This is a genomic window from Spiroplasma endosymbiont of Zeiraphera isertana (assembly GCF_964030805.1).
GTDB lineage: Bacteria > Bacillota_I > Bacilli_A > Mycoplasmatales > VBWQ01 > Spiroplasma_E.
Genome location: NZ_OZ034965.1, coordinates 62,939 through 76,096, shown reverse-complemented (window position 1 = coordinate 76,096; position 13,158 = coordinate 62,939). Strand labels below are relative to the sequence as shown.

The following is a 13,158-nucleotide window of genomic DNA, read 5'->3' as shown; positions in this document are numbered from 1 at the left end:
ATCAAGATTTTTTGTGAAAATTAAAAAGTCTTGGCAACTGTAAGTTTGGTAAAAAAAGTAAGACTATCAAAATTAACTACAATGAATTAAAACACCAAGATATGCTCATCAAGTGACTAGTTAAACAAAATGATATACTTTCTTATCAAACTGAAAAAGAATTAAAACGAGAAGCTTATTTAGAAAAAAATGAATGAGGTAACAGAGATCTTAAAAAAGGATATCCTGACTTATTAGTTCACTATGAAGACAAAGAAATGATTATTGAACTAGAAAGAACGTGCAAATCAAAAGAAAATTTTGAAGATAAAATTGATGGTTTAAGAAGTTATTTAAGAAATGGACTTGATGTTCTATGACTTGTTCCAAATCAAAAAATGTTAAAATTTATATATGAGCAAATTTTAGAATATAACTGAAAATTAGAACAACAACATATTCAAATTGTAATAAATACCTAAATTAAGCGTTTAAATAGTCATATAGCAACGAATTTCATTATATGTATACTTAACTATTCTAAAAAAAAGTAAATCTAAAATAGTATTTAAAACGCTAAATAAAGGTATATAACAAAATAACAATTGAAAATCATATTTTTTCTTTAACTTTTACAAAGTTGTAATATTAAACTAAGATTTTAGAGTTATCCAAAATAAAATCAAAGGAGAAAATATTGTGAAAAAACTTATTGCAAGTGGTTTTGTTTTAGCAACACTGTTAGGCACAACTCCACAAATTAGTAGTTTAACAACAGTAAATACTAAAATTAATAATGAAAACAATTTACAAAAATGAACACCAACACCAGAAGATTTTGAATATATAGAAAAATATTTTAAAACTAAAACTGTACAAGAAATCAAAGAATTAAAAGAAAACTTACTAAGTGCTATGGGTTTAAAAAATGATGTAGTAACTTTTGATAAATCAAAATTAAATCAAAAAATATGAGATTTAAAAATTTATCAAATTATTACTAGTGATGAATATTTACGAGTTTTAAACTGATATTATAAAAATAAAATGATAATTTTTGATACACAAGGAAAAGCACATTTTAATTCTCCACTATTAAACAATAGAAAATACAAATATGGCAGTGATTGATGAATTGAATCATATGTATCTTGATTTGGATATTGACGATTACACTTATCTTCTAGTGCTATTGAATCAATTACTGAGGGTGGAACAACAGTTACAGAAATTGCTGAACAAATCATAGAAGCTGCGCCTTATTTAGGTCCATTTGCATTAGTTATTGCTGGTTGAGTTACAGCTAATATTGCTGGATTAAAAGCTTACGATAAAGGTTTAAGAGCATGAGTTGCTTATTTTGCAATGATTCCTGTACCAGTAGGTTTTGGAAGTAATTAAGGGTGATTTAAGTGTTTAAAAGTCTATTAAAATATTTTAAAAATGATCCGTGTTGAAAAAATATAATGAAAATATCTGTTGTGTATTCTACTAGTGGCATTATAACCTTTTTGTGTTTATTTATACTTTTAATTTTTGCACTACTAAACAAATGGAACATTGATAATAGTGTTTACAGATTAATTATTTTTATTTTTCAATCAGTTTTTATTTCATATAGTTTAAGTATTTTGGTAGTTAATAGTAATGAAATTCAACAAAAAAATAATCGATTTTTATGATTATTTTTATATTTTTTAGCATTAAATCCTTTGGGAATCATTAGTATTTTGTTACTACTAAAAAAACAAAAAAACAAAAATGATATTATAGAAATTCAAGAAACACCACAAATGATAAAAACAGAAAAATGATTTATGCTATGAGCAATATATAGTTCTGTAATAATGATGGTTTGTATTATAACTATTCCACTATCAATCATAAATTTAATCAATATCAAAAAAAACTGGAAAAAAGAAGAATTAGAAATCAAAGAATTAAAAAATATTGCTTATTTTAGTAGCGATTGAACTTTAATGCTTACAAGCAAATTCGCTTTTTAAATATAAAAATAAAAATTTAACTAGTGATTATTTGGTTATTTTCTTGGAATGGCAACCTTTTTTAGGACTATTTTTTGGTAGACATTTGTTTTTGATAATTAACTGGAGTTAGGTAGTTTAAAGTGCTATGAATTCGTATGTTGTTATATCAATTGATATAATAGACTTGGTGCAAAACCTTTAATTTTAACAATTTAACGATTATTATTAATATTAAAGGTGATAGTTATTATGTTGAAAAAATATAAAGATGATCAAGAATTTTATAGTTTAGTCGGCATAAAGCCACAAACATTTTATAAAATGCTTGAAATTTTAAACGGACTTCTCCCCACATGTACTTGTGGAGGAAACAATGAAATTGAATGAGTTCAACAATATATTTCAAACAGAAAAAGATTGTTTGAAATATATAGCAAGTTTGAAGGAAAACAAATGTATGAGGTGTTCTTGAACAAATTTGAATACTTCTGATTTAAGAAGAATAAGATGTTTGAAATGTCATCAAACATTTAGTATTCTTCATGACACCATTTTTTACAAGTCACAAACACCTTTGACATCTTGGTTTTATCTCATCTTTAGATGAATAAACACCAAACATGGAATTCCATCAACTGATGTTGCAAAAGAATTGGGAGTAACTTTGAAAACTGCTTGAAGAATGGGTCATAAAATCCGAAGTGCAATTGCAAAACAAGAACCTCAATTCATTGTTGAGGGCATAGTGCAAATGGATGAAATGTATCTTTCACATATGGGTTTTAAAAAACAAGGAAGATCCTTAAAAAATAAAACTTTGATTGTTGGGATTTATGAAAAAACAACCAATAATTTAATTGTGAAAGTGTTTAAAAATGCAAATCAAAAAAATCTTTTGCAATTTGCAAGAAACCACATTTCTTCAAAGTGTGATGTACATACTGATTCTTGAAAAGGATATCGCCATTTTAAATCAGTTTTCACTAAGCATGAAACAGTTAACCATCAAGATGGCTATGTTTCAAAAACTGGTGTAAACATAAACCAGATTGAATCGGCATGAAAGCACATCAGACGAACATTTAAAACACATATCAAAGTTGAAAAACATCATGTTCATTTATACGCAAAAGAATCGGCATATAAATTCAACAATATACCTGGTTTTGAAACTGTAATGTTATGTTTGATTTAAAAATGTGGGGAGAAGTCCGTAGATAGGCTTTTCTCAGCATTTATGTGATAAAATTTAAAAATAGTACATAAAGGGAGAAAAGCCATTTTAAAAATTGCTGAGTCTAAACAAAAATATTATGGTGGTAGAAAAAATAAAATTGTAATTGAAGATCGTTTATTAATGACTTTAGAATATTGAAAAGACTATAGTAGTTATAGAGTTATTGCAAAAAGATATAATATTAGTCATACTAGTTGCATTCGTAATATTTTTTGAATTGAAAATATTTTAATAAAAAGCGGAATTTTTAATTTACCTTGAAAAAAAGATTTAACAAAAAATAAAGGTACTAATAATAATTTGTTAGCTATTGATGCCACTGAAACTCCAATTGAAAGAATTAAAAAAGGAAATTATCCCCACATGTACTAGTGTGGAGGAAAAAATGAATTGAAATGAATTCAATAGCATATTTCAAACTGAAAACGATTGTTTGAAATATATAGCGAAGTTGAAAATAATGAAATGCATCAGGTGTGCTTCTTCTAGTTTGAATACTTCTGATTTGAGAAGAATACGATGTTTGAACTGTAACCAAACATTTAGTATTCTTTATGGAACCATTTTTTATAAGTCACAGACCCAAATGACATCTTGGTTTTATCTCATCTTTAGATGAATAAACACAAAGCATGGCATACCAGCAACCGATGTTGCAAGGGAATTGGGTGTGACCTATAAAACAGATTGAAGAATGTGTCATGAAATCAGGACTAGAATTGGAAATCAAGATGCAGTTTTCATTGTTGATGGCACAGCACAGATGGATGAAATGTATCTTTCACATTTAGGTTTTAAAAAACAAGGAAGATCCTTGTTGAATAAAACTTTGATTGTTGGAGTTTATGAGAAAACCAGCAACAAACTAATTGTGAAGGTGCTGAAAAATGCAGATGAAAAAAACCTTTTAAGATTTGCATTGAAACACATTTTTACTGAGTGCTGTCTATTTACGGATTCTTGGAAGGGATATGTAAGTTTCAAAAACTTCTATCCCGAACATGAAATCGTAAATCATGAAGTTGGGTATGTGTCACCAACAGGTGTAAACACAAACCAGATTGAATCAGCATGAAAGCACATACGACGAACTTTCCGAACACACATAAGAGTTTCAAAGCACAATATTCATTTATATGCAAAAGAATCAGCATATAAATTCAATAACATACCTAGTTTTGAAACTGTAATTTTGTGTTTGATTTAAATACATGCGGGGATAATTTCCTAGGTAGGCTTTTATCTCCGTTTATGTGATAAAATTTAAAAATAGTACATAAAGGGATAAAAGCCTTAAAAAAAACTAAAATTACTTTTTTCAGGTAAAAAGAAACATCATTCTCTCAAATCCCAAATAATTATTGATATTTCCAATGGAAAAATTATTTCAACTGCTTTTTGTTTTGGAAGCATTCATGATTTTAAATTGCTTCTAAAATCTAAAACTTTTATTCATCCAGAAAAACAAGTTTTTGTTGATTCAGGTTATCAAGGTATACAAAATATTCATAAAAATACATTTTTGCCATTTAAAAAAAGTAAATACAATCAATTAACACCAATTCAAAAAGAATACAATAAAACTTTAAGTAAAATTAGAATTAAAATTGAACACGTATTTGCTAAACTAAAACGTTTTAAAATTTTAAGTTTAAAATATCGCAATAAAATACGAAGATTTGCATTAAGATTTAATTTAATAACAGGAATATATAATTTTGAATTACCTTAGTTTTGCACCAAGTCTAATGTAAAAAATGATTTCTTAAAGCATCAAAGCTACTTTTACAATCTTTGCATAAATATTTTTGCTTATTATTCTTAAAACCATTTTTTACACATCAATAAGATTTACAATTTGGACATTGAATTCCTTTTTCTTTAAATTTTTTATCAATTGCATCTAATTTTTCTTTTTTCTCAATTTGTTTAATTCTATTTTTAAAATGTCTAATAATTTTTATAAATTCTTCATCTTTTTTGTTTTTTAAAACATCAATTAATTCATTATTAGTCACAAAAAATCACCCCTGATATAAAAATATTACTTTTAATTTTCAATTAAAAGTAATATCAAGATTTTTTGTGAAAATTAAAATAAAATTTTTGATCATCTTTATATTTTTTCAACATAATAACTATCACCTTTAATATTAATAATAATCGTTAAATTGTTAAAATTAAAGGTTTTGCACCAAGTCTATTAAATTAATAATACTATTTGCCATTTGTTGATGAAATCACATACTTGGATGAAACTCATCAAAATAAAAATATTTATTTAAATTACTTTCATTAACTCCAGAATTAAAAACTGGTTTATAAGAATATTTTGTTTCTTTAGACATCATTTTACAAATTGTAGCACTAGTTTCAACAATTCCATCTGGAATTTTATTTTTAAAATTATTCATATCAGTTGCTAATTCTCTTGACAGAAAAAAAGGTGTAATAATATTTTTATAAATTATTTTCATTTCTAATATCATTTTTTTCATTGTTTTTGATATTCAATACATGTTTTACGTGCTATTTGTATTTTTTGTTGATTATTATGTAATATCTTTTTAATTTTTGGTGTTAATGTTAAGTCAGGAACATCACTAATAATAATTTTATTTGCACCATTTTTAATTAATAATTTTATTGCTTTTTTTCTTCATTTATTACATTATTAATCTTACTGTTAATAATAATACGATCTGTTTTATTCATTAGACTTGGTGCAAAACCTTTAATTTTAACAATTTAACGATTATTATTAATATTAAAGGTGATAGTTATTATGTTGAAAAAATATAAAGATGATCAAGAATTTTATTTTAATTTTCACAAAAAATCTTGATATTACTTTTAATTTTAAATTAAAAGTAATATTTTTATATCAGGGGTGATTTTTTGTGACTAATAATGAATTAATTGATGTTTTAAAAAACAAAAAAGATGAAGAATTTATAAAAATTATTAGACATTTTAAAAATAGAATTAAACAAATTGAGAAAAAAGAAAAATTAGATGCAATTGATAAAAAATTTAAAGAAAAAGGAATTCAATGTCCAAATTGTAAATCTTATTGATGTGTAAAAAATGGTTTTAAGAATAATAAGCAAAAATATTTATGCAAAGATTGTAAAAGTAGCTTTGATGCTTTAAGAAATCATTTTTTACATTGAAGTCATTTATCTCATGAACAATGAGATTGAATAATTTGATTGTCATTGTTAGGTCAATCTGCTTATACTATTTCTCAATTTGCTAAAATTTCAAAAACATCAGCATGATTTAATCGACAAAAATTTATGAAATCATCACAATTAGCAAAAACACAAAAACCATTCACAAAATTAAAAGGTAGAATTGAAATTGATGAAACTTTTATCAAAGAAATTCATAAAGGAAATTTCAAAAATCCAGATGATCCAAGAAAAAAATGAATTGAAGAAAATGCTAAAGATTTAAACTGTTGTATTGAAATGGCAATTGATGAAAATAAAAATATTTATGCTCAAACAACAAATACTAAAAGATTAACAAAAAAATGAGTACAAGAAAATTTAACATCTAAGCTTATCGAAGAAAAATCAATTATAGTTTGTGATATGCAAATACTATATGATACAGTAGCTAAACAAACAAAATGTACTCTCAAGAAATTTAAATCAAAAGAAAATAAAGAATTAAATTATAAAAATTTAAGTAATATCAGTAAAATACAATCAAGTTTAAAAGAATTTATTACTCATTATCATGGCATTGGATTTACCAATATTCAAAATTACCTCAATTTATGAAAATTTAAATACCAACATTATAAAATATCACCTTATGCAAAATCTGAAGCATTATATTTCGGTTTGTAAAAAAAATAAATCCCAAAATTAAATAAAATCAAATTTTAGGCCGGGTTGATGATTTTTTTTATTTCATCAAGAGTTTTTTTGAAAATTAAAAGAATTTTATAGTTTAGTCGGCATAAAGCCACAAACATTTTATAAAATGCTTGAAATTTTAAAAATTGCTGAGTCTAAACAAAAATATTATGGTGGTAGAAAAAATAAAATTGTAATTGAAGAGCGTTTATTAATGACTTTAGAATATTGAAAAGACTATAGTAGTTATAGAGTTATTGCAAAAAGATATAATATTAGTCATACTAGTTGCATTCGTAATATTTTTTGAATTGAAAATATTTTAATAAAAAGCGGAATTTTTAATTTACCTGGAAAAAAAGATTTAACAAAAAATAAAGGTACTAATAATAATTTGTTAGCTATTGATGCTACTGAAACTCCAATTGAAAGAATTAAAAAAAACTAAAATTACTTTTTTCAGGTAAAAAGAAACATCATTCTCTCAAATCCCAAATAATTATTGATATTTCCAATGGAAAAATTATTTCAACTGCTTTTTGTTTTGGAAGCATTCATGATTTTAAATTGCTTCTAAAATCTAAAACTTTTATTCATCCAGAAAAACCGGTTTTTGTTGATTCGGGTTATCAAGGTATACAAAATATTCATAAAAATACATTTTTGCCATTTAAAAAAAGTAAATACAATCAATTAACACCAATTCAAAAAGAATACAATAAAACTTTAAGTAAAATTAGAATTAAAATTGAACACGTATTTGCTAAACTAAAACGTTTTAAAATTTTAAGTTTAAAATATCGCAATAAAATACGAAGATTTGCATTAAGATTTAATTTAATAGCAGGAATATATAATTTTGAATTACCTTAGTTTTGCACCAAGTCTAATCTACAAACTCTATGTACAGTTGATTTACTATAATCAACAATTTTTGCTATTTTACGAATCGAAAATCCATAATTTTTATATTCTTTTATTGCTATTATTGATTAAATACTCAGATACTTATACATTGCGCTAATTCCTTTCTTTTCTTAATTATAGAACTAACACAATTTAATTTTTATATAAGTGTCCTTTTTAATTTTACAATTAAAGAAACCTAAATGTGAAAGATACATTTCATCCATCTGTGCTGTGCCATCAACAATGAAACCTGCATCTTGATTTCCAATTCTAGTCCTGATTTCATGACACATTCTTCAAGCTGTTTTATAGGTCACACCCAATTCCCTTGCAACATCGGTTGCTGGTATGCCATGCTTTGTGTTTATTCATCTAAAGATGAGATAAAACCAAGATGTCATTTGGGTCTGTGACTTATAAAAAATGGTTCCATAAAGAATACTAAATGTTTGGTTACAGTTCAAACATCGTATTCTTCTCAAATCAGAAGTATTCAAACTAGAAGAAGCACACCTGATGCATTTCATTATTTTCAACTTCGCTATATATTTCAAACAATCGTTTTCGGTTTGAAATATGCTATTGAATTCATTTCAATTCATTTTTTCCTCCACACTAGTACATGTGGGGATAATTTCCTAATTTTATTATTACTTTAATTGTAAAGTTAAAAAGGACACTTATATAAAAATTAAATTGTGTTAGTTCTATAATTAAGAAAAGAAAGGAATTAGCGCAATGTATAAGTATCTGAGTATTGAATCAATAATAGCAATAAAAGAATATAAAAATTATGGATTTTCGATTCGTCAAATAGCAAAAATTGTTGATTATAGTAAATCAACTGTACATAGAGTTTGTAGATTATTAAATAAAAACTTATTGCCATTAGAAATATTAGACTTGGTGCAAAACTAAGGTAATTCCAAATTATATATTCCTGCTATTAAATTAAATCTTAATGCAAATCTTCGTATTTTATTGCGATATTTTAAACTTAAAATTTTAAAACGTTTTAGTTTAGCAAATACGTGTTCAATTTTAATTCTAATTTTACTTAAAGTTTTATTGTATTCTTTTTGAATTGGTGTTAATTGATTGTATTTACTTTTTTTAAATGGCAAAAATGTATTTTTATGAATATTTTGTATACCTTGATAACCCGAATCAACAAAAACTGGTTTTTCTGGATGAATAAAAGTTTTAGATTTTAGAAGCAATTTAAAATCATGAATGCTTCCAAAACAAAAAGCAGTTGAAATAATTTTTCCATTGGAAATATCAATAATTATTTGGGATTTGAGAGAATGATGTTTCTTTTTACCTGAAAAAAGTAATTTTAGTTTTTTTTAATTCTTTCAATTGGATTTTCAGTAGCATCAATAGCTAACAAATTATTATTAATACCTTTATTTTTTGTTAAATCTTTTTTTCCAGGTAAATTAAAAATTCCGCTTTTTATTAAAATATTTTCAATTCAAAAAATATTACGAATGCAACTAGTATGACTAATATTATATCTTTTTGCAATAACTCTATAACTACTATAGTCTTTTCAATATTCTAAAGTCATTAATAAACGCTCTTCAATTACAATTTTATTTTTTCTACCACCATAATATTTTTGTTTAGACTCAGCAATTTTTAAAATTTCAAGCATTTTATAAAATGTTTGTGGCTTTATGCCGACTAAACTATAAAATTCTTGATCATCTTTATATTTTTTCAACATAATAACTATCACCTTTAATATTAATAATAATCGTTAAATTGTTAAAATTAAAGGTTTTGCACCAAGTCTATTGAATCAATTTCAAAAAAATAAACAAAATGCAGGCAGAAAATTAATAATTTTAACTTTAACAGAAATTAATAGTATTAATCATTTGTTAATTACTAAAAAGTATGCTCTTGATATAATTGCTAACTTTTTAAAGGAAAATAAAATAAAAAGTATTTCAACAAAAACTTTATATAACATGTTTAAAACAAATCGAATGGGTTTTGATGAAAATAACTTATTGAGAAAAGGCAAAAATAAATCTCACAAACAAAAAGAAACTAGGGGCAAAATTAATAATTGTAAGTCTATTCATGAAAGAAATTTAATCATTCCTAATATTAAAAATATACAAGAATTTGGTCATTTAGAAGGTGATACTATCATTGGCAAAGATCATAAAAGTTCTATTATTACTTTGGCTGATATATGATCAAAAACCACAATTCCTTTAGTAACTAAAAATCATAAATCAGAAAATATTACAAAAAGTATAATAAAATTTATTTCAAAGTTACAAAAAGGAACAGTTAAAACCATTACTTTTGATCGTGGTAAAGAATTTAGTAAATGAAGATTAATCGAAAAAATTTGTAATGTCAAAATTTATTTTGCAGATCCCGGTAAACCTTGCCAAAGGGGTTTAAATGAAAATAATAATGGTATTTTAAGAAGATATTTACCAAAATCTACAGATCTATCTTCATATAAACAAAAAGATTTAAATTTTATAGCATTTCAAATTAATTCTACACTCAGAAAATCGTTTTAATTTTCACAAAAAATCTTGATATTACTTTTAATTTAAAATTAAAAGTAATATTTTTATATCAGGGGTGATTTTTTGTGACTAATAATGAATTAATTGATGTTTTAAAAAACAAAAAAGATGAAGAATTTATAAAAATTATTAGACATTTTAAAAATAGAATTAAACAAATTGAGAAAAAAGAAAAATTAGATGCAATTGATAAAAAATTTAAAGAAAAAGGAATTCAATGTCCAAATTGTAAATCTTATTGATGTGTAAAAAATGGTTTTAAGAATAATAAGCAAAAATATTTATGCAAAGATTGTAAAAGTAGCTTTGATGCTGGAATGGCAACCTTTTTTAGGACTATTTTTTGGTAGACATTTGTTTTTGATAATTAACTGGAGTTAGGTAATTTAAAGTGCTATGAATTCGTATGTTGTTATATCAATTGATATAATCAAATAATTCTAATTTGAATTGGATTAATGATGTAAAATTTTTATCATTAATAAATTCTGTTTTGAAAGTTTTAAAAGTTGCTTCAGCAACAGCATTGTCATAAGGACATCCTTTTTTTGCTTAAAGAGCGAGTAATATTGAATGCTAGTAAAAGTTTATCAATAATTTTATTATTAAATTCATTACCTCGATCGCTATGAAATATTTGAATATCTTTTAAACAGCGATTTGATTGCATAAATGCTTCATATACTAATGATGCATCTTTTTTAGTGCCTACACTATGTCCAATAATTTCGCGGTTAAATAGGTCTATTAATAAACAAATATAGTTTCACTTACCATTTACTTGAACATAAGTTAAATCACTAACAATAACTTCATTTTTAATCCTATTCTTAAAGTTTCTATTAACAAGATTAGTTATTTGACTATCATTGACTTTATTATGATGATTTTTGTTTCTTAATTTAGTGTATTTTGATATTAAATTATGTTTATTCATAATTTCTTTAATTTTTCGTCTTGATAAATAAATTTCTTGGTTTTATAATATGACTTTTAATCTTCTTGTGCCATAAATTTCTTTATTTTCTTTAAAAGCACTAATAACAGCTTCATCATACATATTATTTTGATTTTTTTCTTTTTTCTTGAAATTAAAATAATATGTTGATTTAGAGAGCTTTAAAAAACGACACATTGTACGAATTTTATATTTACATTTATTATTGATAATAATCTCTATTTTCTGCCTATTATTAGTGCTGCTTGCTTTAAAATATCATTTTCCATTCGTAACTATTTTAATTCTTTTCTTAATTTAATTAATTCATTTTCTTCAACAGAACGATTATCTTTAGATTTAAAACTACCTGAATTAGTAAATTGCTTAATTCAATTATAAGTAGCTGCTCTTGTAACATTGTACTCTTTAGCAAGACAAGACACTGACTTACAACTTTGATATAAAGCTACTATTTGTTTCTTAAATGCGTCGGTATATGAGTTAATATTGGCCATAATTATAGTTCCTTTCTTTTAACTAATTTGTTCACTTGTCTACGTAATTAGTGTCCAATAAAGTGTAACCTATCCAAAATTTAATATTATTGTAAAATTAAAATAAACAATAGAGGAGTCATAATTATGGCAAGTAAATTTTATGCAGTAAAAAAAGGTAGAGTCACTGGAATATTTGAAAACTGGAATGAATGTGAAACACAAATTAGAGGTTATGCTGGTGCTCAGTATAAAAAATTTGCAACTAAAAAAGAAGCTCAAGATTATTTAGATGATAAAATTCAAATAAAATCTGAAAATCAGTATAAATATGAAGTAATAGCATATACTGATGGTAGTTTTAAAGAAGAAATTAATCAATTTTCTTATGGACTTGTTTTCTTAAATAATGGCAAAAAAGATATATTTTATGAAAAATTTGATGATGATAATTGAGCAAAATTAAGAAATGTTGCTGGAGAAATAATGGGTGCACAAAAGGCAATGCAGTTAGCTTTGGAAAATAATATAAAATCAATTTTAATTTGTCATGATTATGTTGGAATTAGTAAATGATGTACTGGTGAATGAAAAACTACTAAAGTAGAAACAAAGGCATATAAAGCATTTTATGATAAAATAGCAAAAGATGTTAATGTTTATTTTAAATGAGTTAAAAGTCATAGTGGTAATATATATAATGATGAAGCAGATGCTCTTGCTTGAAAAGCATTTAATTTAAAAAAAATGTCTAAACCAATAATTTAAATGTTAAAAAGGTGGTAAATAACATGATTAATAAAAAAATAATATTAGCAACTTGTTTAGGAAATATTATTGGAGGTAGTTTGTTTACTCTTTCTGATTTATATCAAAAAAGAGAACAAAATATTCTTGAATTTGATATTACTTCAGCTATAACAGTGCTTTCGGGATGTTTTACTGGTGCTCTTTTTGGTTTTATTTCAGGTCTTTTTTGTTGTTTAAATGATGAAGAAGATAATGGTGATTATAGAGAATTTTTTGAAAGTCAACAAATCATTGATAACACCCATTCTTTTCAATCTTCAAACGAATTTGCGCCTTTATTGCAAGAATATATTCTTGAAATTAACGATGAACAATTCATTCCTAATAATAATGCAGATCTTGTTGTTAATCCTCGTTTAGTTTATTAAATA

20 protein-coding genes and 4 pseudogenes are annotated in these 13,158 nt (G+C 24.4%); 16 read left to right on the top strand and 8 right to left on the bottom strand.

Annotation, left to right across the window (positions count from 1 at the left end):
- Positions 1 to 11: 11 nt before the first annotated feature.
- The 3 genes from AAHM78_RS00500 (at position 12) to AAHM78_RS00490 (ending at position 1,985) form a co-directional block, all read left to right on the top strand.
- On the top strand, positions 12 to 461 hold the full coding sequence (locus AAHM78_RS00500; RefSeq protein WP_342253987.1) for a hypothetical protein: 450 nt from the start codon (positions 12 to 14) through the stop codon (positions 459 to 461).
- 217 nt (positions 462 to 678) lie between these two features.
- The gene (locus AAHM78_RS00495; RefSeq protein WP_342253986.1) at positions 679 to 1,380 is read left to right on the top strand and encodes a hypothetical protein; all 702 of its coding nucleotides are present in this window, start codon (positions 679 to 681) and stop codon (positions 1,378 to 1,380) included.
- A 110-nt stretch (positions 1,381 to 1,490) separates the two neighbouring features.
- Positions 1,491 to 1,985 (top strand): hypothetical protein, encoded by a 495-nt coding sequence (locus AAHM78_RS00490; RefSeq protein WP_342253985.1) that lies wholly within the window; start codon positions 1,491 to 1,493, stop codon positions 1,983 to 1,985.
- A gap of 67 nt (positions 1,986 to 2,052) precedes the next feature.
- On the opposite strand, the gene AAHM78_RS00485 is transcribed toward AAHM78_RS00490, so the two are convergent.
- A complete protein-coding gene (locus tag AAHM78_RS00485; protein ID WP_425289748.1) occupies positions 2,053 to 2,160 on the bottom strand; it encodes an IS3 family transposase in 108 nt (35 codons plus the stop codon).
- A 56-nt stretch (positions 2,161 to 2,216) separates the two neighbouring features.
- Between AAHM78_RS00485 and AAHM78_RS00480 the strand changes: the two genes are divergently transcribed.
- The 5 genes from AAHM78_RS00480 to AAHM78_RS00460 all read left to right on the top strand — a co-directional run bounded on the left by AAHM78_RS00480 (position 2,217) and on the right by AAHM78_RS00460 (position 4,936).
- Positions 2,217 to 2,501, top strand: a complete 285-nt coding sequence (locus AAHM78_RS00480; protein ID WP_342253984.1) for a hypothetical protein — start codon at positions 2,217 to 2,219, stop codon at positions 2,499 to 2,501.
- Positions 2,425 to 3,162 carry an IS1595 family transposase gene (locus AAHM78_RS00475; protein WP_342254955.1) on the top strand — a complete coding sequence of 246 codons (738 nt, stop codon included), beginning with the start codon at positions 2,425 to 2,427 and terminating at the stop codon, positions 3,160 to 3,162. Before AAHM78_RS00480 ends, AAHM78_RS00475 begins: the two co-directional genes overlap by 77 nt.
- A 162-nt stretch (positions 3,163 to 3,324) precedes the next feature.
- Complete coding sequence (locus AAHM78_RS00470; RefSeq protein WP_342253983.1) at positions 3,325 to 3,576, top strand: transposase family protein; 252 nt, start codon at positions 3,325 to 3,327, stop codon at positions 3,574 to 3,576.
- A gap of 118 nt (positions 3,577 to 3,694) precedes the next feature.
- A complete protein-coding gene (locus tag AAHM78_RS00465; RefSeq protein WP_342253982.1) occupies positions 3,695 to 4,411 on the top strand; it encodes an IS1595 family transposase in 717 nt (238 codons plus the stop codon).
- A gap of 150 nt (positions 4,412 to 4,561) precedes the next feature.
- Entirely contained in the window at positions 4,562 to 4,936 is a 375-nt protein-coding gene (locus tag AAHM78_RS00460; protein WP_342254954.1) for a transposase family protein, read from the top strand.
- Positions 4,937 to 4,949: 13 nt separating this feature from the next.
- On the opposite strand, the gene AAHM78_RS00455 is transcribed toward AAHM78_RS00460, so the two are convergent.
- Positions 4,950 to 5,222: an IS1/IS1595 family N-terminal zinc-binding domain-containing protein gene (locus tag AAHM78_RS00455; RefSeq protein ID WP_342252841.1), complete on the bottom strand. Its 273-nt coding sequence runs from the start codon at positions 5,220 to 5,222 to the stop codon at positions 4,950 to 4,952.
- Positions 5,223 to 5,384: 162 nt separating this feature from the next.
- Positions 5,385 to 5,618: a hypothetical protein gene (locus tag AAHM78_RS00450; RefSeq protein WP_342253981.1), complete on the bottom strand. Its 234-nt coding sequence runs from the start codon at positions 5,616 to 5,618 to the stop codon at positions 5,385 to 5,387.
- A 486-nt stretch (positions 5,619 to 6,104) separates the two neighbouring features.
- Here AAHM78_RS00450 and AAHM78_RS00445 point away from each other — a divergent pair, with 486 nt between their 5' ends.
- From AAHM78_RS00445 to AAHM78_RS16530, 3 genes are all read left to right on the top strand, one after another.
- The gene (locus tag AAHM78_RS00445) at positions 6,105 to 7,064 is read left to right on the top strand and encodes an IS1595 family transposase (RefSeq protein WP_342253750.1); all 960 of its coding nucleotides are present in this window, start codon (positions 6,105 to 6,107) and stop codon (positions 7,062 to 7,064) included.
- 136 nt (positions 7,065 to 7,200) lie between these two features.
- On the top strand, positions 7,201 to 7,521 hold the full coding sequence (locus AAHM78_RS16535) for a transposase family protein (protein WP_342253107.1): 321 nt from the start codon (positions 7,201 to 7,203) through the stop codon (positions 7,519 to 7,521).
- 50 nt (positions 7,522 to 7,571) lie between these two features.
- Positions 7,572 to 7,946, top strand: a complete 375-nt coding sequence (locus tag AAHM78_RS16530) for a transposase family protein (protein ID WP_425289772.1) — start codon at positions 7,572 to 7,574, stop codon at positions 7,944 to 7,946.
- Positions 7,947 to 7,960: 14 nt separating this feature from the next.
- On the opposite strand, the pseudogene AAHM78_RS16525 reads toward AAHM78_RS16530, so the two are convergent.
- Both AAHM78_RS16525 and AAHM78_RS00435 read right to left on the bottom strand, forming a co-directional pair.
- Positions 7,961 to 8,062: pseudogene (locus AAHM78_RS16525) on the bottom strand (helix-turn-helix domain-containing protein); the annotation flags it as partial.
- Positions 8,063 to 8,122: 60 nt separating this feature from the next.
- Positions 8,123 to 8,479 carry a hypothetical protein gene (locus AAHM78_RS00435; RefSeq protein WP_342253980.1) on the bottom strand — a complete coding sequence of 119 codons (357 nt, stop codon included), beginning with the start codon at positions 8,477 to 8,479 and terminating at the stop codon, positions 8,123 to 8,125.
- Between the two features lie 241 nt (positions 8,480 to 8,720).
- Here AAHM78_RS00435 and AAHM78_RS00430 point away from each other — a divergent pair.
- Positions 8,721 to 8,894 (top strand): annotated as a pseudogene (locus AAHM78_RS00430) (helix-turn-helix domain-containing protein); the annotation flags it as partial.
- A 2-nt stretch (positions 8,895 to 8,896) separates the two neighbouring features.
- Here AAHM78_RS00430 and AAHM78_RS00425 read toward each other — a convergent pair.
- Both AAHM78_RS00425 and AAHM78_RS00420 read right to left on the bottom strand, forming a co-directional pair.
- Positions 8,897 to 9,262, bottom strand: coding sequence for a transposase family protein (locus AAHM78_RS00425; RefSeq protein ID WP_342254953.1), 366 nt, complete (start codon positions 9,260 to 9,262; stop codon positions 8,897 to 8,899).
- Positions 9,263 to 9,321: 59 nt separating this feature from the next.
- Positions 9,322 to 9,714 carry a transposase family protein gene (locus AAHM78_RS00420; RefSeq protein WP_342253978.1) on the bottom strand — a complete coding sequence of 131 codons (393 nt, stop codon included), beginning with the start codon at positions 9,712 to 9,714 and terminating at the stop codon, positions 9,322 to 9,324.
- Positions 9,715 to 9,781: 67 nt separating this feature from the next.
- Between AAHM78_RS00420 and AAHM78_RS00415 the strand changes: the two are divergent.
- Together AAHM78_RS00415 and AAHM78_RS00410 are read left to right on the top strand one after the other, a co-directional pair.
- Positions 9,782 to 10,534, top strand: a pseudogene (locus AAHM78_RS00415) (IS30 family transposase); the annotation flags it as partial.
- Positions 10,535 to 10,608: 74 nt separating this feature from the next.
- Positions 10,609 to 10,893, top strand: coding sequence for an IS1/IS1595 family N-terminal zinc-binding domain-containing protein (locus AAHM78_RS00410; protein ID WP_342253976.1), 285 nt, complete (start codon positions 10,609 to 10,611; stop codon positions 10,891 to 10,893).
- Here AAHM78_RS00410 and AAHM78_RS00405 read toward each other — a convergent pair.
- Positions 10,880 to 11,998 (bottom strand): annotated as a pseudogene (locus tag AAHM78_RS00405) (IS3 family transposase). The gene AAHM78_RS00410 and the pseudogene AAHM78_RS00405 overlap by 14 nt on opposite strands.
- Positions 11,999 to 12,124: 126 nt before the next feature.
- On the opposite strand from AAHM78_RS00405, the gene AAHM78_RS00400 reads away from it, so the two are divergent.
- Positions 12,125 to 12,745 carry a ribonuclease H family protein gene (locus AAHM78_RS00400; protein ID WP_342253975.1) on the top strand — a complete coding sequence of 207 codons (621 nt, stop codon included), beginning with the start codon at positions 12,125 to 12,127 and terminating at the stop codon, positions 12,743 to 12,745.
- Positions 12,746 to 12,768: 23 nt separating this feature from the next.
- On the top strand, positions 12,769 to 13,155 hold the full coding sequence (locus AAHM78_RS00395) for a hypothetical protein (protein WP_342253974.1): 387 nt from the start codon (positions 12,769 to 12,771) through the stop codon (positions 13,153 to 13,155).
- The last annotated feature ends 3 nt before the right edge of the window (positions 13,156 to 13,158 follow it).